The sequence below is a fragment of the Paenibacillus plantiphilus genome, from assembly GCF_927798095.1.
GTDB classification, from domain to species: domain Bacteria; phylum Bacillota; class Bacilli; order Paenibacillales; family Paenibacillaceae; genus Paenibacillus_Z; species Paenibacillus_Z plantiphilus.
The window spans coordinates 294376-312120 of sequence record NZ_CAKMMF010000002.1 but is presented as its reverse complement, the minus strand read 5'-3'; the positions used below and the strand labels follow the sequence as shown (position 1 = coordinate 312120).

18 protein-coding genes are annotated in these 17745 nt (G+C 45.5%); 10 read left to right on the top strand and 8 right to left on the bottom strand.

Annotated features, from left to right (window positions below):
* The first annotated feature begins 126 nt into the window (after positions 1-126).
* Both L6H65_RS26750 and L6H65_RS02755 read left to right on the top strand, forming a co-directional pair.
* The gene (locus L6H65_RS26750; RefSeq protein ID WP_371877621.1) at positions 127-249 is read left to right on the top strand and encodes a transposase; all 123 of its coding nucleotides are present in this window, start codon (positions 127-129) and stop codon (positions 247-249) included.
* Positions 250-595: 346 nt separating this feature from the next.
* A complete protein-coding gene (locus L6H65_RS02755) occupies positions 596-1069 on the top strand; it encodes a hypothetical protein (RefSeq protein WP_236338830.1) in 474 nt (157 codons plus the stop codon).
* A 14-nt stretch (positions 1070-1083) separates the two neighbouring features.
* On the opposite strand, the gene L6H65_RS02750 is transcribed toward L6H65_RS02755, so the two are convergent.
* From L6H65_RS02750 to L6H65_RS02735, 4 genes are all read right to left on the bottom strand, one after another.
* A complete protein-coding gene (locus L6H65_RS02750) occupies positions 1084-1740 on the bottom strand; it encodes a hypothetical protein (protein WP_236338829.1) in 657 nt (218 codons plus the stop codon).
* Between the two features lie 20 nt (positions 1741-1760).
* Entirely contained in the window at positions 1761-2855 is a 1095-nt protein-coding gene (locus tag L6H65_RS02745; RefSeq protein WP_236338827.1) for a glycosyltransferase family 4 protein, read from the bottom strand.
* Positions 2836-3090, bottom strand: a complete 255-nt coding sequence (locus L6H65_RS02740) for a hypothetical protein (protein WP_236338825.1) — start codon at positions 3088-3090, stop codon at positions 2836-2838. Before L6H65_RS02740 ends, L6H65_RS02745 begins: the two co-directional genes overlap by 20 nt.
* Positions 3091-3362: 272 nt before the next feature.
* Positions 3363-3581: a hypothetical protein gene (locus L6H65_RS02735; RefSeq protein WP_236338824.1), complete on the bottom strand. Its 219-nt coding sequence runs from the start codon at positions 3579-3581 to the stop codon at positions 3363-3365.
* A 130-nt stretch (positions 3582-3711) separates the two neighbouring features.
* On the opposite strand from L6H65_RS02735, the gene L6H65_RS02730 reads away from it, so the two are divergent.
* From L6H65_RS02730 to L6H65_RS02715, 5 genes are all read left to right on the top strand, one after another.
* On the top strand, positions 3712-5727 hold the full coding sequence (locus L6H65_RS02730) for a hypothetical protein (protein WP_236338822.1): 2016 nt from the start codon (positions 3712-3714) through the stop codon (positions 5725-5727).
* Between the two features lie 17 nt (positions 5728-5744).
* The gene (locus L6H65_RS02725; protein ID WP_236338819.1) at positions 5745-6263 is read left to right on the top strand and encodes an Imm42 family immunity protein; all 519 of its coding nucleotides are present in this window, start codon (positions 5745-5747) and stop codon (positions 6261-6263) included.
* 51 nt (positions 6264-6314) lie between these two features.
* The gene (locus tag L6H65_RS26940; RefSeq protein WP_503827043.1) at positions 6315-6548 is read left to right on the top strand and encodes a PIM7 family immunity protein; all 234 of its coding nucleotides are present in this window, start codon (positions 6315-6317) and stop codon (positions 6546-6548) included.
* Positions 6549-6992: 444 nt separating this feature from the next.
* Complete coding sequence (locus L6H65_RS02720) at positions 6993-7352, top strand: Imm42 family immunity protein (protein ID WP_236338818.1); 360 nt, start codon at positions 6993-6995, stop codon at positions 7350-7352.
* Positions 7353-7869: 517 nt separating this feature from the next.
* Positions 7870-8466 carry a nucleotidyltransferase family protein gene (locus L6H65_RS02715; protein WP_371877620.1) on the top strand — a complete coding sequence of 199 codons (597 nt, stop codon included), beginning with the start codon at positions 7870-7872 and terminating at the stop codon, positions 8464-8466.
* A gap of 120 nt (positions 8467-8586) precedes the next feature.
* Here the strand turns inward: L6H65_RS02715 and L6H65_RS02710 are convergent, their stop codons facing one another.
* Positions 8587-11523 carry a hybrid sensor histidine kinase/response regulator gene (locus L6H65_RS02710; RefSeq protein ID WP_307728295.1) on the bottom strand — a complete coding sequence of 979 codons (2937 nt, stop codon included), beginning with the start codon at positions 11521-11523 and terminating at the stop codon, positions 8587-8589.
* Between the two features lie 311 nt (positions 11524-11834).
* On the opposite strand from L6H65_RS02710, the gene trhA reads away from it, so the two are divergent.
* A complete protein-coding gene (gene trhA / locus L6H65_RS02705; RefSeq protein ID WP_236338815.1) occupies positions 11835-12470 on the top strand; it encodes a PAQR family membrane homeostasis protein TrhA in 636 nt (211 codons plus the stop codon).
* A 199-nt stretch (positions 12471-12669) separates the two neighbouring features.
* Here trhA and L6H65_RS02700 read toward each other — a convergent pair whose 3' ends face one another.
* A complete protein-coding gene (locus L6H65_RS02700) occupies positions 12670-13134 on the bottom strand; it encodes a hypothetical protein (protein WP_236338814.1) in 465 nt (154 codons plus the stop codon).
* A 165-nt stretch (positions 13135-13299) separates the two neighbouring features.
* Between L6H65_RS02700 and L6H65_RS02695 the strand changes: the two genes are divergently transcribed.
* Positions 13300-13980, top strand: coding sequence for a trypsin-like serine peptidase (locus L6H65_RS02695; RefSeq protein ID WP_236338813.1), 681 nt, complete (start codon positions 13300-13302; stop codon positions 13978-13980).
* A 347-nt stretch (positions 13981-14327) separates the two neighbouring features.
* Here the strand turns inward: L6H65_RS02695 and L6H65_RS02690 are convergent, their stop codons facing one another.
* Both L6H65_RS02690 and L6H65_RS02685 read right to left on the bottom strand, forming a co-directional pair.
* Positions 14328-15050, bottom strand: a complete 723-nt coding sequence (locus L6H65_RS02690; protein WP_236338812.1) for an amino acid ABC transporter ATP-binding protein — start codon at positions 15048-15050, stop codon at positions 14328-14330.
* Positions 15043-16488 carry an ABC transporter permease subunit gene (locus L6H65_RS02685; protein WP_236338811.1) on the bottom strand — a complete coding sequence of 482 codons (1446 nt, stop codon included), beginning with the start codon at positions 16486-16488 and terminating at the stop codon, positions 15043-15045. Before L6H65_RS02685 ends, L6H65_RS02690 begins: the two co-directional genes overlap by 8 nt.
* A 195-nt stretch (positions 16489-16683) precedes the next feature.
* On the opposite strand from L6H65_RS02685, the gene L6H65_RS02680 reads away from it, so the two are divergent.
* Positions 16684-17325, top strand: coding sequence for a metalloregulator ArsR/SmtB family transcription factor (locus L6H65_RS02680; protein WP_236338810.1), 642 nt, complete (start codon positions 16684-16686; stop codon positions 17323-17325).
* Positions 17326-17745 lie beyond the last annotated feature (420 nt).

The window sequence follows — 17745 nt, the reverse complement described above, 5'->3', positions numbered from 1 at the left end:
CTTGAAGAGTTTAACGGACAGATACAAATCATTGCGGAATATGACATGAACCGCCGTATACCGAACGGTACGTACGGTGGTGTGAGAGGTCGGGGGCTAGCCGCCCCCTCCTACTCGATTTCCTAAATGAATGAGCACTGGACACCTTACAGTCCAGAACTCAACCCTGTTGAAGGGCTCTGGAAATGGTTAAAGGCAGATGTCATTAGGGGTCGGTGTTGTCGATCCGTTGCCAATTATCAAATCTAAAATCCTTCACGCTCAAAAATTGAATCAAACCTCGCAGGCATATGACCGGGCGAGTTTATTTTTTTATGCTTATAAGAACATTCTGAAGAGCCGTTTTCTAAGGTCGATTCCTGGACTGTAGAAAATGGCTCTTTTCTTGCCCATAGGTCAATCAAATGTAGAATCTCAACCAGTGTCAATAGGTGTAATTGATTGAATACATATATTCACCAGCATTATTAATCATTATTAAATAAAAATAATCTCCAATTAATTTTTGTGACTGGAACAATCACAATAAATTGATGTTCTCGTCTCTTGTCTATGATAAAATGTGGATAAATATGTTAGAAGGGGGCAGGGAAACATGTGGATTTTACTGGCTATAGTAGTTGTTGTAATCGTTTGGTTGATAGTTGCCTTTATGAGGTTAAGAAAAAGCTCCAGACAAAGGATCGCGGATCTGGGAGCGCTACATACTGTATTCACTGTTCATGCATCAGGATTGCCTATTCCAGCGAAAATAATGACGCGTATTTATGCATGTGAAGACAAGCTGATTTTCGAGTCGAATAAAGGTAATCATGAGATTCCTAACGAACGAATAATCAAATATAGCGCATCATACAGAAGACATGGAGCACTTACTGGCGGTAGTACGAGCAAGAAGGAGTATCTGATTGTTCACTACATGAATAGGGATGGTCGTTTGTCCGCTATTTCATTTGATTGCAAAGGGTTTCGGGCGGAATTATACGTGTCCCAACTGACTGAGGTTTTGAGTGACTTCAGACGACAAAGGGGCTTGCCAGATCCAAATGAGGATTCGCATATACTGTAAGGATAATTTGGAGGTCAGGGCAGCTCCGAGCCGCCCCATTCCACTACTGCAAAACCATGTCGATTAAATGTCTCCAGCTTCTGCTGCGGGAGCTCGACGAATTGGTCGGACGGCTGGAATACCATGAATATGCGCAGGATTGAATCCGGCTCTGGCGTAATGGTCAGCTTGGCGCTCTCGACGTACTCTTGTCCGGCGAAATGGATGATATTGTAGTTGTTGTTCTTCATCTTAGGCAGCCAGTAGACGATGAATTCGTTGTATTCCCTGGGCATCAAGCCCATCCCGGCAAGTGTCCGCTGCAGGAAAGCTTCCGTCTCCGCTCCTGATACTACAAAGCCTTCCTTAATTGAATCTAAGTCATGCTCTGGACGCCCCTCCCAGAACAAATAAGAATATTCCCTTCCATCTCTTCGGTTAATAATCGTTCCGTCCGGTCTGGCAGTCACATTCCAGCCATCGGCGTATTCGGGATAGGTAACAGTAAGTGTCCCCTTGTAATCAAGCCTGACGGATACCTCCTGTTCTTGCTCAGGATAGAGGTAGATGACGGGCTTATCATAGGTTATGTTCTGATTGTTAACAGAATTTCTTTGCAAAATCAGCGTTGTGATAGCAACAATCACCATCAATGCGAGAATAGTAATTAGAACGGGCCATTTTCTTTTCATAAGTATACCTCTCCAGAAAACTACATAATTGAATGATAAAGCATCTCGTATTTGTCCGACATTTCTTCAGAAGTAAATCGTTTTGTCCGCTGATAGAGCTTAATTACTTGTTCTTGGATCACTTCTTTATCATCGGTTTGGAACTGGTGAATTGTTACGGCCAAAGAGTCGCTGTCATAAGGGTCAAAGCAATATTTATAATCACCTACGATTTCAGGGATGCCCCCTCTATTGCTGCAAATTAACGGCAACTGCTGACTCATCGCTTCAAGTACGACGTAGCCGAATGGCTCATACAGAGAAGGGACGATAAGAGCGTCCAAAGAACGGAGGAAGCTGAGCTTCCGTTCTCCCTGACACCATCCTAAAAATTCGATTTTCGACTGTAAATCCGCTGCTTCAATATATCCCAATATGCTGCTCAGATACTCAGGATCTTCGAATCCGCAAGCAATTTTCAAACAGGCATCCGTAGTTTTGAATGCTCTGAGGCATTCATACAAGCCTTTGCGATAATCCAGTCTACCAAGAAAGCCAAAGGTTTTTCTATGCTCTCGAATAGATTGGATAGCAGGTTCCGTCTCAGTATAAGTCATTCCATTATGAATTACTCGGACTTTGGATTCGAATTCGGGATAGAGAGCTATTAGTTTATGAGCTTCAGCGTGTGAAACCGTGACAATGATGTTAGCCCGTTCACACATCGATTCAAACTGTTCCTTAACAACATGCTGCTCTCCGAATGGCTGTTCAGGAAAATACGGCTCTGTAGTAGGGACGGAGTGCACAACATAGATAAGAGGACGTCCTTTAAGAACATTTTCATCGATCATAAAATGAAGCGCATAAAAGTGAACTACCGCGATATCAAAGGAAAGTTCTCTTAGTCTGTCCAACTCGTGAGCCGCAACAGCCAGTATGTTATCAGGTCCAGGATAAGAATCCATTACTATGTCTTGAACTGAACTATTGTAGAAATGTACGAATCCCACATCCTGACCATGGTGTCGATACATTTCATTCATATAGGATGCCATACCGCCTATGATGTATTTACCGATCTCATTCGTGAAGTGAAGCACACGGTAATGCGGCTTAAACTGAATATTGATCATAGTCCCTAAGATCCCCCAACACCACATTATATTTAAAGAGCATATATTTCTTTTGCATGGTATCTACTAATACAACTTTGGCCGGGATTTTGTTCAAATCGGGATCTTCGAATTTGCGTTCAAGATCTAGTATTATGTAGGCTTCTGCATCAGAAGCCGATTCAATATATTGAGTATCAAGAACAAGAATTTTGCTGTTAAACGGCAGTTCCTCTGGTAAATGATAAATTCCCATATACACCATCCCTTTATGTAAAAGAAGCTGATTCACACATGAATCATACCTATACGCACTACTAAATGCAATAAAATGTGAAAAAAAGTTAATAAATAATTGATTTCGACAAATTCCTACATTTTATGCTATTTACATTAATTGTTTATTGATATAAATATAGTTTGTTAGCATTATATAGAGAAGAAGGGATCCATCGTTATGGCCGTATTATCATTCTCATCTTCAACCAAGAACAGCAGCAGCTATTCCAGTTACAACTTGCCATGGCATCAAACGACGGCCAGCACACAGAAGTCAAGCAGTAGCAGCGCCTCTAAACAGACAGTAGCTGCACCAAAGAAAGATACTGTAACAGTTTCCACAACCGCGTCCAATATGTACGCTTCCATTGGACAGGCATCAAAATCCTCATCGACTTCGACTAAAACAACGAAAACATCAACAGCATCGTCCTCATCCTCATCCAGCGCAAAATCGACCTCAAGCAATGCAAACACATCCTCGGTTCAATCCTCAACAGCCAGTAAGACGACAAATTCTTCATCTACGCTAACAACATCAGTAGCTGTAAAAGCAACAGCTGCCACGAGCGTATCCTCATCCAGCACAGCGAAAGCAGTGTATAGCAGCTACAGCAGCTCATCGAGCGGAGCAAGTACAACAACAAGACCGACGCCGACCGTTACGAGTGGAACATCGTCAAGCGCGGCGAAGGCCGTATACAGCAGCTACAGTACGTCAACGAGCGGAGCAAGTACAACAACAAGACCGACACCGACCGTTGCGAGTGGCACGTCGTCAAGCGCAGCGAAGGCCGTATACAGCACCTACAGCACCACGTCAAGCGGAGCAAGCACAACAACAAGACCGACGCCCACCGTTGCGAGTGGCACATCGTCAAGCGCGGCGAAGGCCGTATACAGCACCTACAGTATGTCAACGAGCGGAGCAAGCACAACAGCAAGACCGACACCGACCGTTGCGAGTGGCACATCGTCAAGCGCGGCGAAGGCTGTATACAGCAGCTACAGCACCACATCAAGCGGAGTAAGCACAACAGTAAGACCGACACCGACCATTACGAGTGGCACATCGTCAAGCGCGGCGAAGGCCGTATACAGCAGCTACAGCGCCACATCAAGCGGAGCAAGTACAACAACAAGACCGACACCGACTGTTACGAGTGGCACATCGTCAAGCGCGGCGAAGGCCGTATACAGCAGCTATAGCACCACATCAAGCGGAGCAAGCACAACAGTAAGACCGACGCCGACCGTTACGAGTGGATCATCATCAAGTGCGGCGAAGGCTGTATACAGCAGCTACAGCACCACATCAAGCGGGGCAAGTACAACAGTAAGACCGACACCGACCGTTACGAGTGGAACATCGTCCAGCGCGGCGAAGGCCGTGTACAGCAGCTACAGCACCACATCAAGCGGGGCAAGTACAACAACAAGACCGACACCGATTGTTACGAGTGGAACATCGTCAAGCGCAGCTAAGGCCGTATACAGCAGCTACAGTACGTCTATGAGCGGACCAACGCATTCTACCACAAACAAGAGTAATGAACAGGTAGGAGCGAATGGGGTACCACTCAAGTACAATGCAACTAGCAGCGGACCAACGCATTCTACCACAAACAAGAGTAATGAACAGGTAGGAGCGAATGGGGTACCACTCAAGTACAATGCAACTAGCAGCGGACCAACGCATTCTGCCGCAAGCAAGAGTAATGAAAAGGTAGGGGCGAATGGAGTACCACTCAAGTATAATTCAACTAGCAATTACGAAAGTAATAAACAACTAGGCCCAAACGGGGTGCCACTCAAGTACAATTCAACGCCTTCTCTCTCTCCGATTAAAAACACAAATAGAATCGAAGTGGATTCTAAGGTAGAAGAGAAAACTGCATTTGAAAAAGCTGTATCATATAGTATATCCTTTACATTAGGTGCAGGCGAAGCGGTAGTTGCGGATAATACATTTAATCTAATAACTTCACCACCTGACACTGAAAATCCCTTAACGTATCAGGCGGGGCAATTAGCAGGACATGCAGTAACATTGGTTCAAGGTTCTCTTGAAATACTGGGTGGTGTAGTAGGAGGAACTGGGGGAGTTCTTCTAGATACGACAGGTATAGGAGCGATAGTAGGTGTACCTCTGACAGTAGGATCGGTAGCTACTGTTGCTCATGGGGGATCGGTTTTTTACAATTCCATCAATAATATTGGAAGCAACATTAACCAAATCAATTCCGGATCGGCAGGGTCTCGCGGTGGGGATGTTAAGGACGTAGGTAAATCTATCGAGTCACCTGCATTAAAGGGGAGTCCTTATCACCCTGATTCAGTTACTGGACGAATAAAACCTGAGTATAAAGCTAACCCTGCTCATGACAAGGGGAGTTCATCCTATAACCCTCGAAAGACACCAGAACCTTCAGATGCTCAATCGGTTTATGCAAATTCAGTGCGTGGTGATATGAAAACATGGTACGGTGTAGGTAAGGACGGTCAAATTTACAGATATTTTGATGATAACGCAGGAGGAGTTCATTTTAGTGGTACTGTTTCAAAAGAGTCAGTGTCGAAGGATGTGCTTAATCAACTGGGGGTTAAGAAGTAGTAGTGGGGGAATAACATATGATTGTTGGGAATCGTTCACTTTTTGCTGTGGAGTTTGAGCTGGACCAAGAGTACGGAGGTGTTTGGTTATTTGGTAAATTCTGTTACTGGATAAGAGATAGGCGTTTAGGCGACTATGAATTGGGAACCTCACTTCGTGACGTATTATTCTCGTTGGATAATTTAGTTCGAGAGAATGGTAATAGAACACATGTAGAACTATTTGGACTACCTAGAAGTGATTTGTTTACAAGATTAGATGGGGCATTATTTGGATATGAACCATCACAGTATGATGATGTAGCTATACAAGAAACGTGGGCACGATTTAATGTTGGTTTACCTGTGGATGTGTTTGATGGGTGGAAATTATATCTAGTTGAAAATTTAAAAGCAGCTAGAATATTATTCAAAAGCCTCGGTGAGACAGAAATACAAGAAGAAGAGTTTGGAATAGGGCTGTTTGATGAAGTGATATTCAGAACCCATCAGGAGCTAACCATACTCTACAACAATGCAATAAAATCTCATAGTTAATCATCTTCATAATCCTTGGTTGGCCTCGGGCCTTTCTTTCTTGTTATCTTCGTGTTAAGAGAGTTGACTAGACCACAAATTCCTTATTTTCTTCAAGATATTGAAGTAACAGGCGTTGAGAGTGAGGGTCATAGTTTACTAAATTGCAAAATTTTAACGCCTCCTCTTAACGCAAAGATACTTTGTAATTCAATTTCAATCGAGAAGATAGAGACGTATTTAACCTTGATAGGCTTCGTGCCTTTCAAGGTTTCTTTCTTGGTGGGGCTGCCCAGTGCCGAATGAACTCAGCCCAAAATATGACCCTCAAAGCGGATGGGGAAGTGCTAATCCAATACCGGGTGCGAAAACTGGACAAGAGTTACTAGACAGCGCTTATTCATGTATTAAGGCAAATGGTTAACGATGGGAAAATAACTAAATCAGACTATACAATATGATAAGAAATAATAAGTGAGGTGATTTGACTTGAGGATGTTTGGTGACAGTCATGTTTTCTCAGTTAAATATGAATTTACAAAGAATCCTTTTGACGAAAGGGGATTGCTTGCTGAGTCTTGGCAACCCGTCACATAAGGAAACGAAATCCCTTCTGAATATAAATCTTCGTTATTCCACGATATCTCTATTTGATTACCAATCCTTCTAAAATATATCTCAGGTAGGTATGAACCTCCTCTGCTAGAAAACCAAGAATGTAGTTAAGAAGTAATAGTGGGGGAATAACAAATGATTGTTGGGGATCGTTCATTTTTTGCTGTGGAGTTTGAACTGGATCAAGAGTACGGAAGTGACTGGTTATTTGGTAAGTTCTGTTACTGGATAAGAGATAGGCGTTTAGGCGACTATGAATTGGGCGCCTCACTTCGTGACGTATTATTCTCGCTTGATACTTTAGTTCAAGATAATGGTAACAGAACCCATTTAGATCTATTTGGTCTAACTAGAAGTGATTTGTTTACAAGATTAGATGGGGCATTATTTGGATATGAACCATCACAGTATGATGATGTAGCTGTAAAAGAATCGTGGGCACGATTTAATGTTGGTTACCTGTGGATGTGTTTGATGGGTGGAAATTATATTTAGTTGAAAATTTAAAAGTATCTAGAATATTATTCAAGATCCTCGATGAGACTGAAATACAAGAAGACGAGTTTGGAATAGAGCGCTGTTTGATGAAGTGATATTCAGAACCCATCAGGAGCTAACCATACTCTACAACAATGCAATAAAATCTCATAGTTAATCATCTGCATTATCTTCGTCGTACGATTACAACATCAGTTCCAAATCCTAAAAATGGGAGACCAAATTCATCGGTAGATATCATCGACAAGCAAACTGGTGAGATACTAACGAGAAGATGGTATGGGACTGATGGAAAGGCTGTAAGAGACGTAGATTATACTCATCATAATAATCCTAAAACTCATCCGGAAGCTCCACACGAACATACATGGACTTATGATGTTGTAGTAATAGTGAAGATGCGTCTGGGTTCAGCGACCCTATCGCCTTTATAAGGTCGAAGTTCGGTATAGCTCCACTGTGTCTGCACCATAAGAAATTCCTTCCAATTCTCTTGTTATCAGTTATAATAAGAATGTATGTTCGGGAGGCGATAATTTTGAAATTAGAAAGTGAGCAAGACATAATCAAACTTGTAAAAGATGATGAATGGATGATGAAAATCTTACAAAACGCCAAATCTCTGAATTTGCCTGACTGGTGGATATGTGCGGGTTTTGTTCGTTCAAAAATCTGGGATACACTTCATGATTATACTGAACGGACACCAGTGCCCGATGTTGATGTCATCTATTTCGATAATAGCAATCTCGATGAAAAAGTAGAAAAGCAATTGGAACAAAAACTTAAAAGTATAAACCCTCAAATCCCTTGGTCTGTCAAGAATGAAGCGAGAATGCACGTTGTAAATAACATACCGCCATATTCTTCATCAACCGACGCTATCTCAAAATTTCCTGAAACAGCAACAGCATTAGGACTTACATTAGATGAGCAAAACAACGTTGTCTTAACAGCCCCCTGTGGAGTTGAAGATGTATTAAATTTATTGTTAAAGCCAACACCTTATTTTGAAGAAACAAAAGAAAGAGCAAAAATCTATGAAGAACGTATTGTTAAGAAGAATTGGAAGCGCATTTGGGGCAAGGTAAAGGTTCATCATATTCAATAAACCTACTAAACGTAGCAATTTGTCAAAAAGCCAGCGTATATACGCTGGCTTTTTGACGGTCAGATATGACCATAATTGACCAGGTTCCACTTCAGACTTGGGAGAGAGGCGGGTGCCCCATCACTTCTTCACAATAAAAGTAACCCTGGTCCCAATGCCGGGAGAGCTATGTATCTGCAGGCCTTGGCCGTACAGCTGTTTCAAGCGCCGATCCGTATTGCGCAGACCGATTCCTGACCCTATATCCGCACGGCTGTCCAGCAGCTGCTTCAGTCTAGGCTCATCTATACCCACGCCATCATCCTCGATCGATACTTCCGCATAGTCCTCATATTCACTAATTCGTATACGAACTGTACCGCCTTGAATGCGTTTCAAGACTCCATGCCGGACGGCATTCTCTACCAGCGGCTGAATGGTTAGGGGCGGTATCTCCAACTGAATGCTTTCATCGATCTCCCAAGAAACTTGCAGCTTCTCCTCGAATCGCTCCTTCTCGATATACAGATACGAGCGGACGAGATTCAGCTCATGCTTCAGAGGGACAGACCGCTCCAGATTTCGGGGATCGAAGCTTGCCCGCAAATAATTGCCGAATACTCCGAGTAGTTCATGCATTCTGGCTGTATCCAATTCACTTAGAGCAGCTACCGAATTAAGTGTATTGAATAAGAAATGCGGCTGAATCTGCGCCTGGAGCAGTGCTCCTTCCATACGCAGCCGTTCACGAAACGACTTCTTGCTGAACGTTAATGCCCGTACGCGCGACTTCAACTCCATCGCATCGACTGGCTTCGTCGCATAATCGTTGGCGCCCGCCAGAAATCCTGCTTCTATATCCTCTGATCGGCTGCGTGCTGTAAGAAGCAGGATCGGGAGCTCCGAGATGGAGAAATGCTCGCGAATGGCGCGTGACAATTGGTAGCCGGACATTTGCGGCATCATGACATCGGAGATAACCAAGTCCCACTCTCTGGTCGCCAGCAGGGATAACGCCGCTTGCCCGCTCGTAGCCGTAACGATGTCATAGCTGTCCAACGAAAGCACGCTCTCCAATATGCTCAAGTTAATAGGATCATCGTCAATAGCCAGTATTCGCGGCCGATCCGGCGTAACCATCGTTTCAGATTCAGAGCCGGCCTCATACGATGCAGCAGCAGTTTCCTCAAGCACGACAGGTACGAAAGCCGGTTTCCCCGCTTTATGGTGTTCGGTCGTTGAATGGGATAAAGGCAAGGTGATGGTTAAAATGGAGCCGTTGCCCAGAGCCGAGCTAACCGTCAGCGTTCCCTTGTGCAGGTCCACCAGCTGCTTGCATATGCTGAGCCCGAGCCCGAGTCCGCCGGCACTGCCTGCATCGTTCATGTCGCCCTGCTCATAGGGCTCGAATATGCGTCTTTGCGTCTCTACGTCCATTCCGATTCCGGTATCCGCTATATGAATGACGGCTTGGTCCTCCTTGATGTGAGCGTCCACCGTGATGGAGCCTTCGTTCGTAAATTTCACCGCGTTATGCAGGAGATTAAATAAAATCTGGATAAGCCGGTTTTCATCGGCCCTCACTTGCGGGAACCCAGCCGGGATGTTATTGATCAACCGTATTGGTTTGCCTGCTGTCATGAATTGCACCATATCGAGTACACCTGAGGCAAGGGCTTGAACCTGAACATCGGCCACCTGCAGACGAATGCGGTCCTCCTTCAGCCGTGTAATATCAAGCAAGTCGTTCAGCAGAAATGACATTCGTTTCCCTACTGCAATAAGCAGCTTCATATTCTCCTTGTTTGTGTCCTCGTCATACTTGCCTTCGCTGCCAAGTACAGTTTGGGCAATATTGAGAATGCCGTGCAGTGGATTTCTCAGTTCATGCGAAGTATGGACCAGGAATTGGTCCTTCAGCTTGTCTTCCTTCAGCAGCTGCTCGGCAAGCTTGGCTGTCTGGTTAGCGTTTCGAAGATAGTGCATGAACCAGTACGATGCGAATGCGATAAAAGTCGCCAGTACGTCAACAGGGTAATAACCCATTCCCTGCCAGCCTGTATTTTTGATGATGCCCCAGATGATGTTTGTTGTTATGGCGGTTAATCCGAGCAATATAAAGATAACGTCTTTATGCCCCTTGGAGACGGCTCGATAAGCAATCATAGGAACGATCAAGAATGGAACGACCACAATAAGAGTGTGAAGAAGATCGGCGTACGACAGCCATCTGATCGGCAAGAACAGGGATGCTATCGCGTAGATGACGCACACGGCTGTATACGCTTTGATCCCCCTGATGGCAGAATACTGCGGTATGAGATGCTTGACGTACTGCAGCAGAAATACAGCATTTCCGAGATAGGCCAAATAATAGATGCGAAGGGTTATGTCATAGTTGATCGGCAGCCAGATCAGCAGCAGAGCATCGTCATCAATTAGAACAGCCACAATAGCAGTCACAATCAATAGGGAGAAATAGAGCAGCCCCTTCTGACGCAAGCCCATAATAAACAGAAGGCCGGCATATACAGCGTGCATGAACAGAATAAGGCATATGGATAATTGCAATCCGATGGAGAATGCTGCTGATTTCGTAACGACATAGTCATTTCCGAATTTGATGGGCCAATTTATACCACCCATAAGGCTGTCATCAAAGTTTGCAATTTGAATGATGATCTCGATCTCGCTAAGATCTGTCGTAAAGGATGCGGAATACGGCACTCTTCTGGCCGTATAGCTCTCCGCGCTTGACCCAGGGTCACCCGCATGCGCCAACAGCCGCCCATTTACGTACAGCTCCGAGGAGGTTGGAATAGTGGGAATGCGGATGCCGTAGATCCGCTCCTTATTCGGTTCGACCAGAATACGCAAACGGTAAGAGCCGTAGCCGAATGGGGAATCCCCCTTGCTCGACATTGCGCTATTCCAGCTACCGGGAACCTGAAGAAGCTCTCTTCCAATGTTGGATGAGAGGTCGATGTCCATATTCTCCTGAAGCAGCGTGCTAGGATAGAATTCCCACTGGCCATTCAACAATATGGTGCGGTCCTGATCGAAATCCCAATTTCGCAAGTCCAATTCCCCTTGGACGGCTTGGGGGGAGTCAGTTGAAGGAGCAGATAGGAGAACCCAGGCCAGGCGGATTCCTGTAAGCGCAAGAAAGAACAAAGCGGTGATCAGAAATACTTTCCTTTTCGTCATCATAGGTATGCTTTTCGACAAAACTCCCGTAATTCCTTCGAGATGCATCATTTGTAAAATGAACATTTCAAGAAGAAGTGCACATGCGTCAATTTTGCCGGAAGAATCGGCAGCGACGACCTGCTGTGAAGGTGGCTACAACTTCTCATATGCGGTAAACTTAGTGCAGGAGGTGTATCCGAATGGCTGCAACACATACATATACGAGACGCGAGGAAATTGCCAATGCTGCTACACACGGTATCGGAGCCGCGCTAAGCGTCGTCGCTCTAGTGCTGCTCATCATATCTGCAAGCTTAACAGGCAGTGCGATGTACGTAGTCAGCTTTGTCGTCTATGGGGCTACAATGCTGCTCCTTTATCTATGCTCCACGCTTGTGCACAGCTTTCCTGAGGGAAAGGTTAAGGATATCTTTGAGATTCTGGATCATTCAGCAATTTATTTGTTTATTGCGGGGAGCTATACTCCGATCCTGTTCCATGTCGTGGAAGGGACGCTCGGATGGGTGCTGTTTGGCATCGTCTGGGGAATAGCGGTCATCGGCGTAGTGTTCAAGGCATTTTATACGAAAAAGTTTCTGTTCACCTCGACAATCCTTTATATTCTGATGGGCTGGATCATTGTGTTCGCATGGAAGCCGCTTCTGTTGAATATGGAAGGGCTGGGGCTCACGCTGCTAATCGTTGGCGGGGGCTGCTACACGGTCGGAACGGTATTCTACATGTGGCGCGGATTCCCTTATCATCATGCGGTATGGCATCTGTTCGTGCTGGCGGGAACTATATTCCAGTTCTTTTCCATTCTGTTGTATGTCTAGCTGTAGCCTGCAACTTCGCGGCTTCATGGATACTGGTCCGCTATATCCCCTTTATAGGAGCAGTCATACGGCGCGCGGTGGGAGCGTTGCTGCAAAAATACAGGTAGGTAATTAGGGCTGTCCAATAAGTCCCTAAAACAAAAAGTGGGGCGTCCAGAAGTCAGTTTCACTGACTTATTGGACAGCCCCTAATCTTCAATTAGCAACGCTTTTTAGCTTCATCATAGACTGATTTAGCCGCTACCCTGGCGGCTATTTGAGCGATTGGGTTTGGTATCGCATTAGCCGCAAGGGTAGCGGCATTATATATAGCCTCCGCTGCAGTTTTGCAAAGGGGTTTAATAAAACTATTCTCATAAGATATCCCCCCGCTAAAGCTACCTCCAGCAAGGCCTGGTATTCCAAAGCTGCCACCTCCTCCAATACTACCTTTCCATCCTTCGTGTTCTATTGGTAGCACAGGTGTACCTGCCCATGAATTGGGTGAATGGGTTGGGACGTAGGAAAATCGTTCTTGGCTGACACTAGACGTGGTATTGTTGGCCGCATTAGCGACAATCGTTTGACCTTCCATAATACTTGCTTCTAATTGTTGATCAGATGCCTGAGGAAATTTAAGGTAAAGTACTTCTTTTAGTAAGTCTCTTTCCAATGCAGTAAACATGAATTTTTTATCCTCCAATTTTTAATCATAATTGTACTACGCGATTTATTATGGCAGGTGGATAGTCATCGTATCCCGCATAAATATTACCATTTATTTTGAATGATTATTGGTTACTATACTGAACATAACAATCAAGTTTAATTGAGAAAGGAAAGGTCAATAATGCTTCTGAGCGCAAACAGAAAGTTTTCTTACGAAAGTTTGGTAAATGAAAGTAATCTTCGTCCAATATCTTCACTTGAAAAAGGAACGCAAATAGCAAGATCAGTAGCAAGAATAGTTCTTGCCAATTTACCTAACGGGGAGACTTCTGTCGGTACAGGCTTTTTGATTGACGCTGATACAATAATGACCAATAACCATGTGATTCCTTCAAAAGAGATTGCAAAAGGCGCTAAAATTCAGTTTAATTATCAAACCGATTTAAAGGGAACGTTATTGCCTGTTGAAGAATACGAATGTGATTGCGATTCATTTTTTCAAACGGATTCTGAACTCGATTTCACAATTGTAAAAGTAAAAGGTAGTCCTGGACTTAGATGGGGTTTTATACCTTATCCTGGCGAGAGGGATGTTAAGGTTGGTAATGATGTATTCATCATTCAACATCCTAAAGGAATGCCAAAAATGGTGAGCTTATCTGAGAATGTAATTACGTACTGTGATAATAAGTTGATACAATACGTAACAGACACACTAGGTGGATCATCTGGTTCTCCTGTGTTTAATGATAACTGGGAACTAATAGCTTTGCATCATGGGAGTATCCCTAGCGAACAAGGGATAGAAGTTAGAAATGAAGGAATTTCTGTTACTGCAATAAAAAAACGAATTAGATTATGAAAAATAGAGCATCTGTAAAAATAGTCATTAGTCATTAGGAAACATTTTATAGCGCATCAAATAAAGCGACTCATTCGTATTGAATGGGTCTTTTTTACTTTCGCTTTTACAGGTATGAAAAGGATTGATACTGGGTGTATTTGGGATTTGCACGCATTGTTCATCGGACTTTCGGACCTTCGGAGTTTCTTGCTAGTCTGGTTTCGTACGACAATAGAAAGTGACTGCCAGCTCCTAATATCACGTTATGGACAGCACGCGTCGACATCCGAACACAGGCGGAGCAGAATGGCTTACTCCTGCCAAAGAATAAGCCATTCTATTCTGCTGTTCATATAGCAGCGCAGCTACAGTACCTTCTCCAAAAAACGTACAGCGCGCTCGCTCTGGGGCTTGGTGAAGAACCGTCCGGGTTCTGCTTTCTCGATGAGCTGGCCGCTGTCGAGGAAATAGATAGTGTCGGCCGCTTCGCGGGCGAACTTCATCTCATGCGTGACGATGAGCATCGTCATCCCTGTGGAAGCCAGATCGTGGATGACAGCCAGCACTTCCTTGACCATCTCGGGATCAAGGGCAGAGGTCGGCTCATCGAACAGCATAATATCCGGGTCCATGGCGAGACTGCGGGCGATGGCTACACGTTGTTTCTGTCCGCCGGACAGCTTGGAGGGATAGGCATCGGCCTTTGCTCTAAGCCCGACCCTTTCCAGAAGAATTTCACTCTTGGAGCGGGCCTCCTCTAGCGACATCCCCTTTACTTTGACCGGGGCAAAGGTCAGATTGTCCATCACAGTCATATGCGGAAACAGATGAAAATGCTGAAAAACCATCCCGATTCCCTGCCTTACTTTCGTAATATCGGTTTTCTTATCCGTAATGTCGGCCCCGTCAATTGTAATGCGGCCGCTTGTCGGCACTTCGAGCAGATTCAGGCATCGCAGGAAGGTCGACTTGCCTGAGCCTGAGGGGCCGATGATGGCGACGACCTCCCCTGGTTCTACAGTTGTTGTGATGTTTTGCAGTACTTCATGCTTGCCGAAGGTTTTGGATAGATGCTCGACATTAATCACTGCGGCGCAGCCTCCTTTCCAGCACACGGGCTAATGAGGTTAGAATGAGCACGAGCACGTAATAGATCGCTCCTACAACGAGCAGCGCTTCGAACGCTCTGTACGTGTTCGCCTGAACGACGGTCGCTCTGCGCATCAGGTCCTGAACGCCAATGACGGATACGAGCGAGGATTCCTTGAGCAGGGCGACACATTCGTTGACGAGCGCGGGCAAAATATTTTTGACCGCCTGCGGGAAAATGATGCTGATCATCATCGTCCGATACGGGATTCCCAGAGCCATAGCAGCCTCGCGCTGCCCCCGATCGACGGCCATAATGCCGGCGCGTATCGTCTCTGAGAGGTAGGCGGCGGAGTTGAGCCCGAACGCCAGTCCTGCTGCCAGCAGCGGAGAGATCGTGTAGTCCAGCAACTGGGGTGTGGCGAAGTAGATCAGGAACAGCTGAAGCAGCAGCGGGGTTCCCCGGAACACGGACGTGTATGCTGTTGCGAACCATTGGAGCGGCCGCACATGCGAGATTTTGAACAGGGAGAGAATAGCCCCCCATACAAAGCCGAACAAGGCGGATACGAGAGTGAACAGCAGCGTAACATAGATTCCCTGCAGTATATAGCCCATGTAGCCCTGAAGGATGCCGAAATCCAAATTGATTCCGCTTGTCGGCCCCGTAGTCGCGAGCATGCTGTCAAACCATTTGCTGACAATGGCGTCCTTCTCGCCGCTGGCCTCGATCTCCTTCAGCGCTTCATTGAACGGGACAACCAGCGGAGAGCCCTTGGGAAAAGCAATCGCATACCCCTGATCCTCGTCCTCCGATGGAAGCAACGTGAACTTGAGATCGGGATTCGCCGTCGTATTGCCAAGGGCAACGGCGTCTTCGACGATGGCGGCGTCGATTCGGCCGGATTTAATCTCCTGGATGAGATCGGGAATTTTATTCAGTGTCTTGACCTCGACGTTCTTCATGCCTGATACAGCCATCTCTTGCGTGGAGCCGAGCTGTACGCCGATGCGTTTGCCTTCCAGCTCCTCCAGTGTTTGATAGTTGTTTGCCGCCTTCGAGACAATCGTATTGCGCGCGGCGTAATACACGTTCGAGAAGTCGACGCTCTGTTGCCGTTCTTCTGTAACGGACATCGCCGACATGACAAAATCAACCCGCCCCGTCTGCAGAGCAGCGATCAAGCCGTTGAAATCCATGCCTGAGATTTCAAGCTCATAGCCCAGCTTGCTGGCTACTGCTTTGGCGATATCGATATCGAGCCCGACGATTTCCCCGCTCCCTTTGGCATCCACGCTTTCATAAGGCGCATAGTCCGGGGAGGTCCCCATAACAATCTTCCCTTTGCTGCTGCCTTCCGCGAGAACACTGGAGCCGGAGAGTATTAGAAGTGCAATGGCGACAACAATGAATGTGCTCTTGATAAGTTTTGTCATACAGATAATATACCCACATTATGAAATAACCCCACATGCAGCCAAAGAGACGAGTGAACAGAATCCAGTGGCTTCAAATACAGCTTCAAATACAGTGTGATTGACAAATTAATCCTGACGGACTATCATCTAATTAGTTAACTATCTAATTAGATGATAGTCAAATTTAAGGCTCGATAATGAGGTGATCTGAATATGCAGTTGGATAAGGTGGTTCAATATCATAAGGCGCTTGCGGATGCAACGAGAATGAGAATGCTGATCCTGCTTGCAGCTGGGGAGTTAAGCGGCGGGGTACTGGCAGAGAAGCTTTGCGTATCGCCTGCTACGATTACACATCATGCGGCCAAGCTGCGAGAGGCTAGCCTGATTTATGAACGGAGAGAAAAGAATACGATTTATTTTTCGTTGAATGATTATTTCATCAAGAATAATGCGGCAGCAGCGGTGGACCTCATCTATCGCAATGCTGGTTCACAGAAGGGAGATTCGGATGATATGAATGACCTGAATAGCAGGGATGAAGGCGAGAATGATGATAAGAATAGGCGAATAAAGGAGGCTGTCGTGAAGAACTTCTTCACTTTGGAAGGGAAGCTGAAGCATGTACCCGCGCAGTTGAAGAAAAAGCTGATGGTACTGGAGACGCTTGTGCTTCGATTGGAGAAGGGGCGGAAATATACGGAGAAGGAGCTTAATCTGTTCATTCAACAATACCACGATGATTTTGCAACGATACGCAGAGAGTTTATTATGCACCAGTACATGTTTAGAGAGAATGAGATATATGAATTGAATCCTGTGGAGCTATGGGCGAAGTGGGAGACTATGGCTTAGTTGGCGTAATCAGCGGTCGAGATGAGCGGTTGTTTCAATTTTCAGAGTTATAGGAAAGGGCAGTTCTTTAGGTAGAATGGAGACCTAATGGACTGCCCTGTGTGTATTCCAAGATCAGGCGTCCCCCAAGCTTACGGCTGTAAAGCGGAAAAACCGCCTTACGGCACGGAAAAATGGTGCGCGGTGCGCTGTAAGCTTGAAAAACGAGCTTACAGCAGCTCAAAAGCAATAGAATCCGCGTAGGCTGTAGCTGTAAAGCGGAAAAACCGCCTTACGGCACGGAAAAATGGCGTGCGGTACGCTGTAAGCTTGAAAAACGAGCTTACAGCAGCTCAAAAGCAATAGAATCCGCGTAGGCTGTAGCTGTAAAGCGGAAAAACCGCCTTACGTCACGGAAAAATGGCGTGCGGTGTGCTGTAA

Excerpts from the sequence above, each read along its gene's own strand:
- L6H65_RS26750 (WP_371877621.1), top strand. The coding sequence starts at position 127 with ATGAATGAGCACTGGACACCTTACAGTCCAGAACTCAACCCTGTTGAA.
- L6H65_RS02755 (WP_236338830.1), top strand. The coding sequence starts at position 596 with ATGTGGATTTTACTGGCTATAGTAGTTGTTGTAATCGTTTGGTTGATA.
- L6H65_RS02750 (WP_236338829.1), bottom strand. The coding sequence starts at position 1,740 with ATGAAAAGAAAATGGCCCGTTCTAATTACTATTCTCGCATTGATGGTG.
- L6H65_RS02745 (WP_236338827.1), bottom strand. The coding sequence starts at position 2,855 with ATGATCAATATTCAGTTTAAGCCGCATTACCGTGTGCTTCACTTCACG.
- L6H65_RS02740 (WP_236338825.1), bottom strand. The coding sequence starts at position 3,090 with ATGGGAATTTATCATTTACCAGAGGAACTGCCGTTTAACAGCAAAATT.
- L6H65_RS02725 (WP_236338819.1), top strand. The coding sequence starts at position 5,745 with ATGATTGTTGGGAATCGTTCACTTTTTGCTGTGGAGTTTGAGCTGGAC.
- L6H65_RS02720 (WP_236338818.1), top strand. The coding sequence starts at position 6,993 with ATGATTGTTGGGGATCGTTCATTTTTTGCTGTGGAGTTTGAACTGGAT.
- L6H65_RS02715 (WP_371877620.1), top strand. The coding sequence starts at position 7,870 with ATGTATGTTCGGGAGGCGATAATTTTGAAATTAGAAAGTGAGCAAGAC.
- trhA (WP_236338815.1), top strand. The coding sequence starts at position 11,835 with ATGGCTGCAACACATACATATACGAGACGCGAGGAAATTGCCAATGCT.
- L6H65_RS02700 (WP_236338814.1), bottom strand. The coding sequence starts at position 13,134 with ATGTTTACTGCATTGGAAAGAGACTTACTAAAAGAAGTACTTTACCTT.
- L6H65_RS02695 (WP_236338813.1), top strand. The coding sequence starts at position 13,300 with ATGCTTCTGAGCGCAAACAGAAAGTTTTCTTACGAAAGTTTGGTAAAT.
- L6H65_RS02685 (WP_236338811.1), bottom strand. The coding sequence starts at position 16,488 with ATGACAAAACTTATCAAGAGCACATTCATTGTTGTCGCCATTGCACTT.
- L6H65_RS02680 (WP_236338810.1), top strand. The coding sequence starts at position 16,684 with ATGCAGTTGGATAAGGTGGTTCAATATCATAAGGCGCTTGCGGATGCA.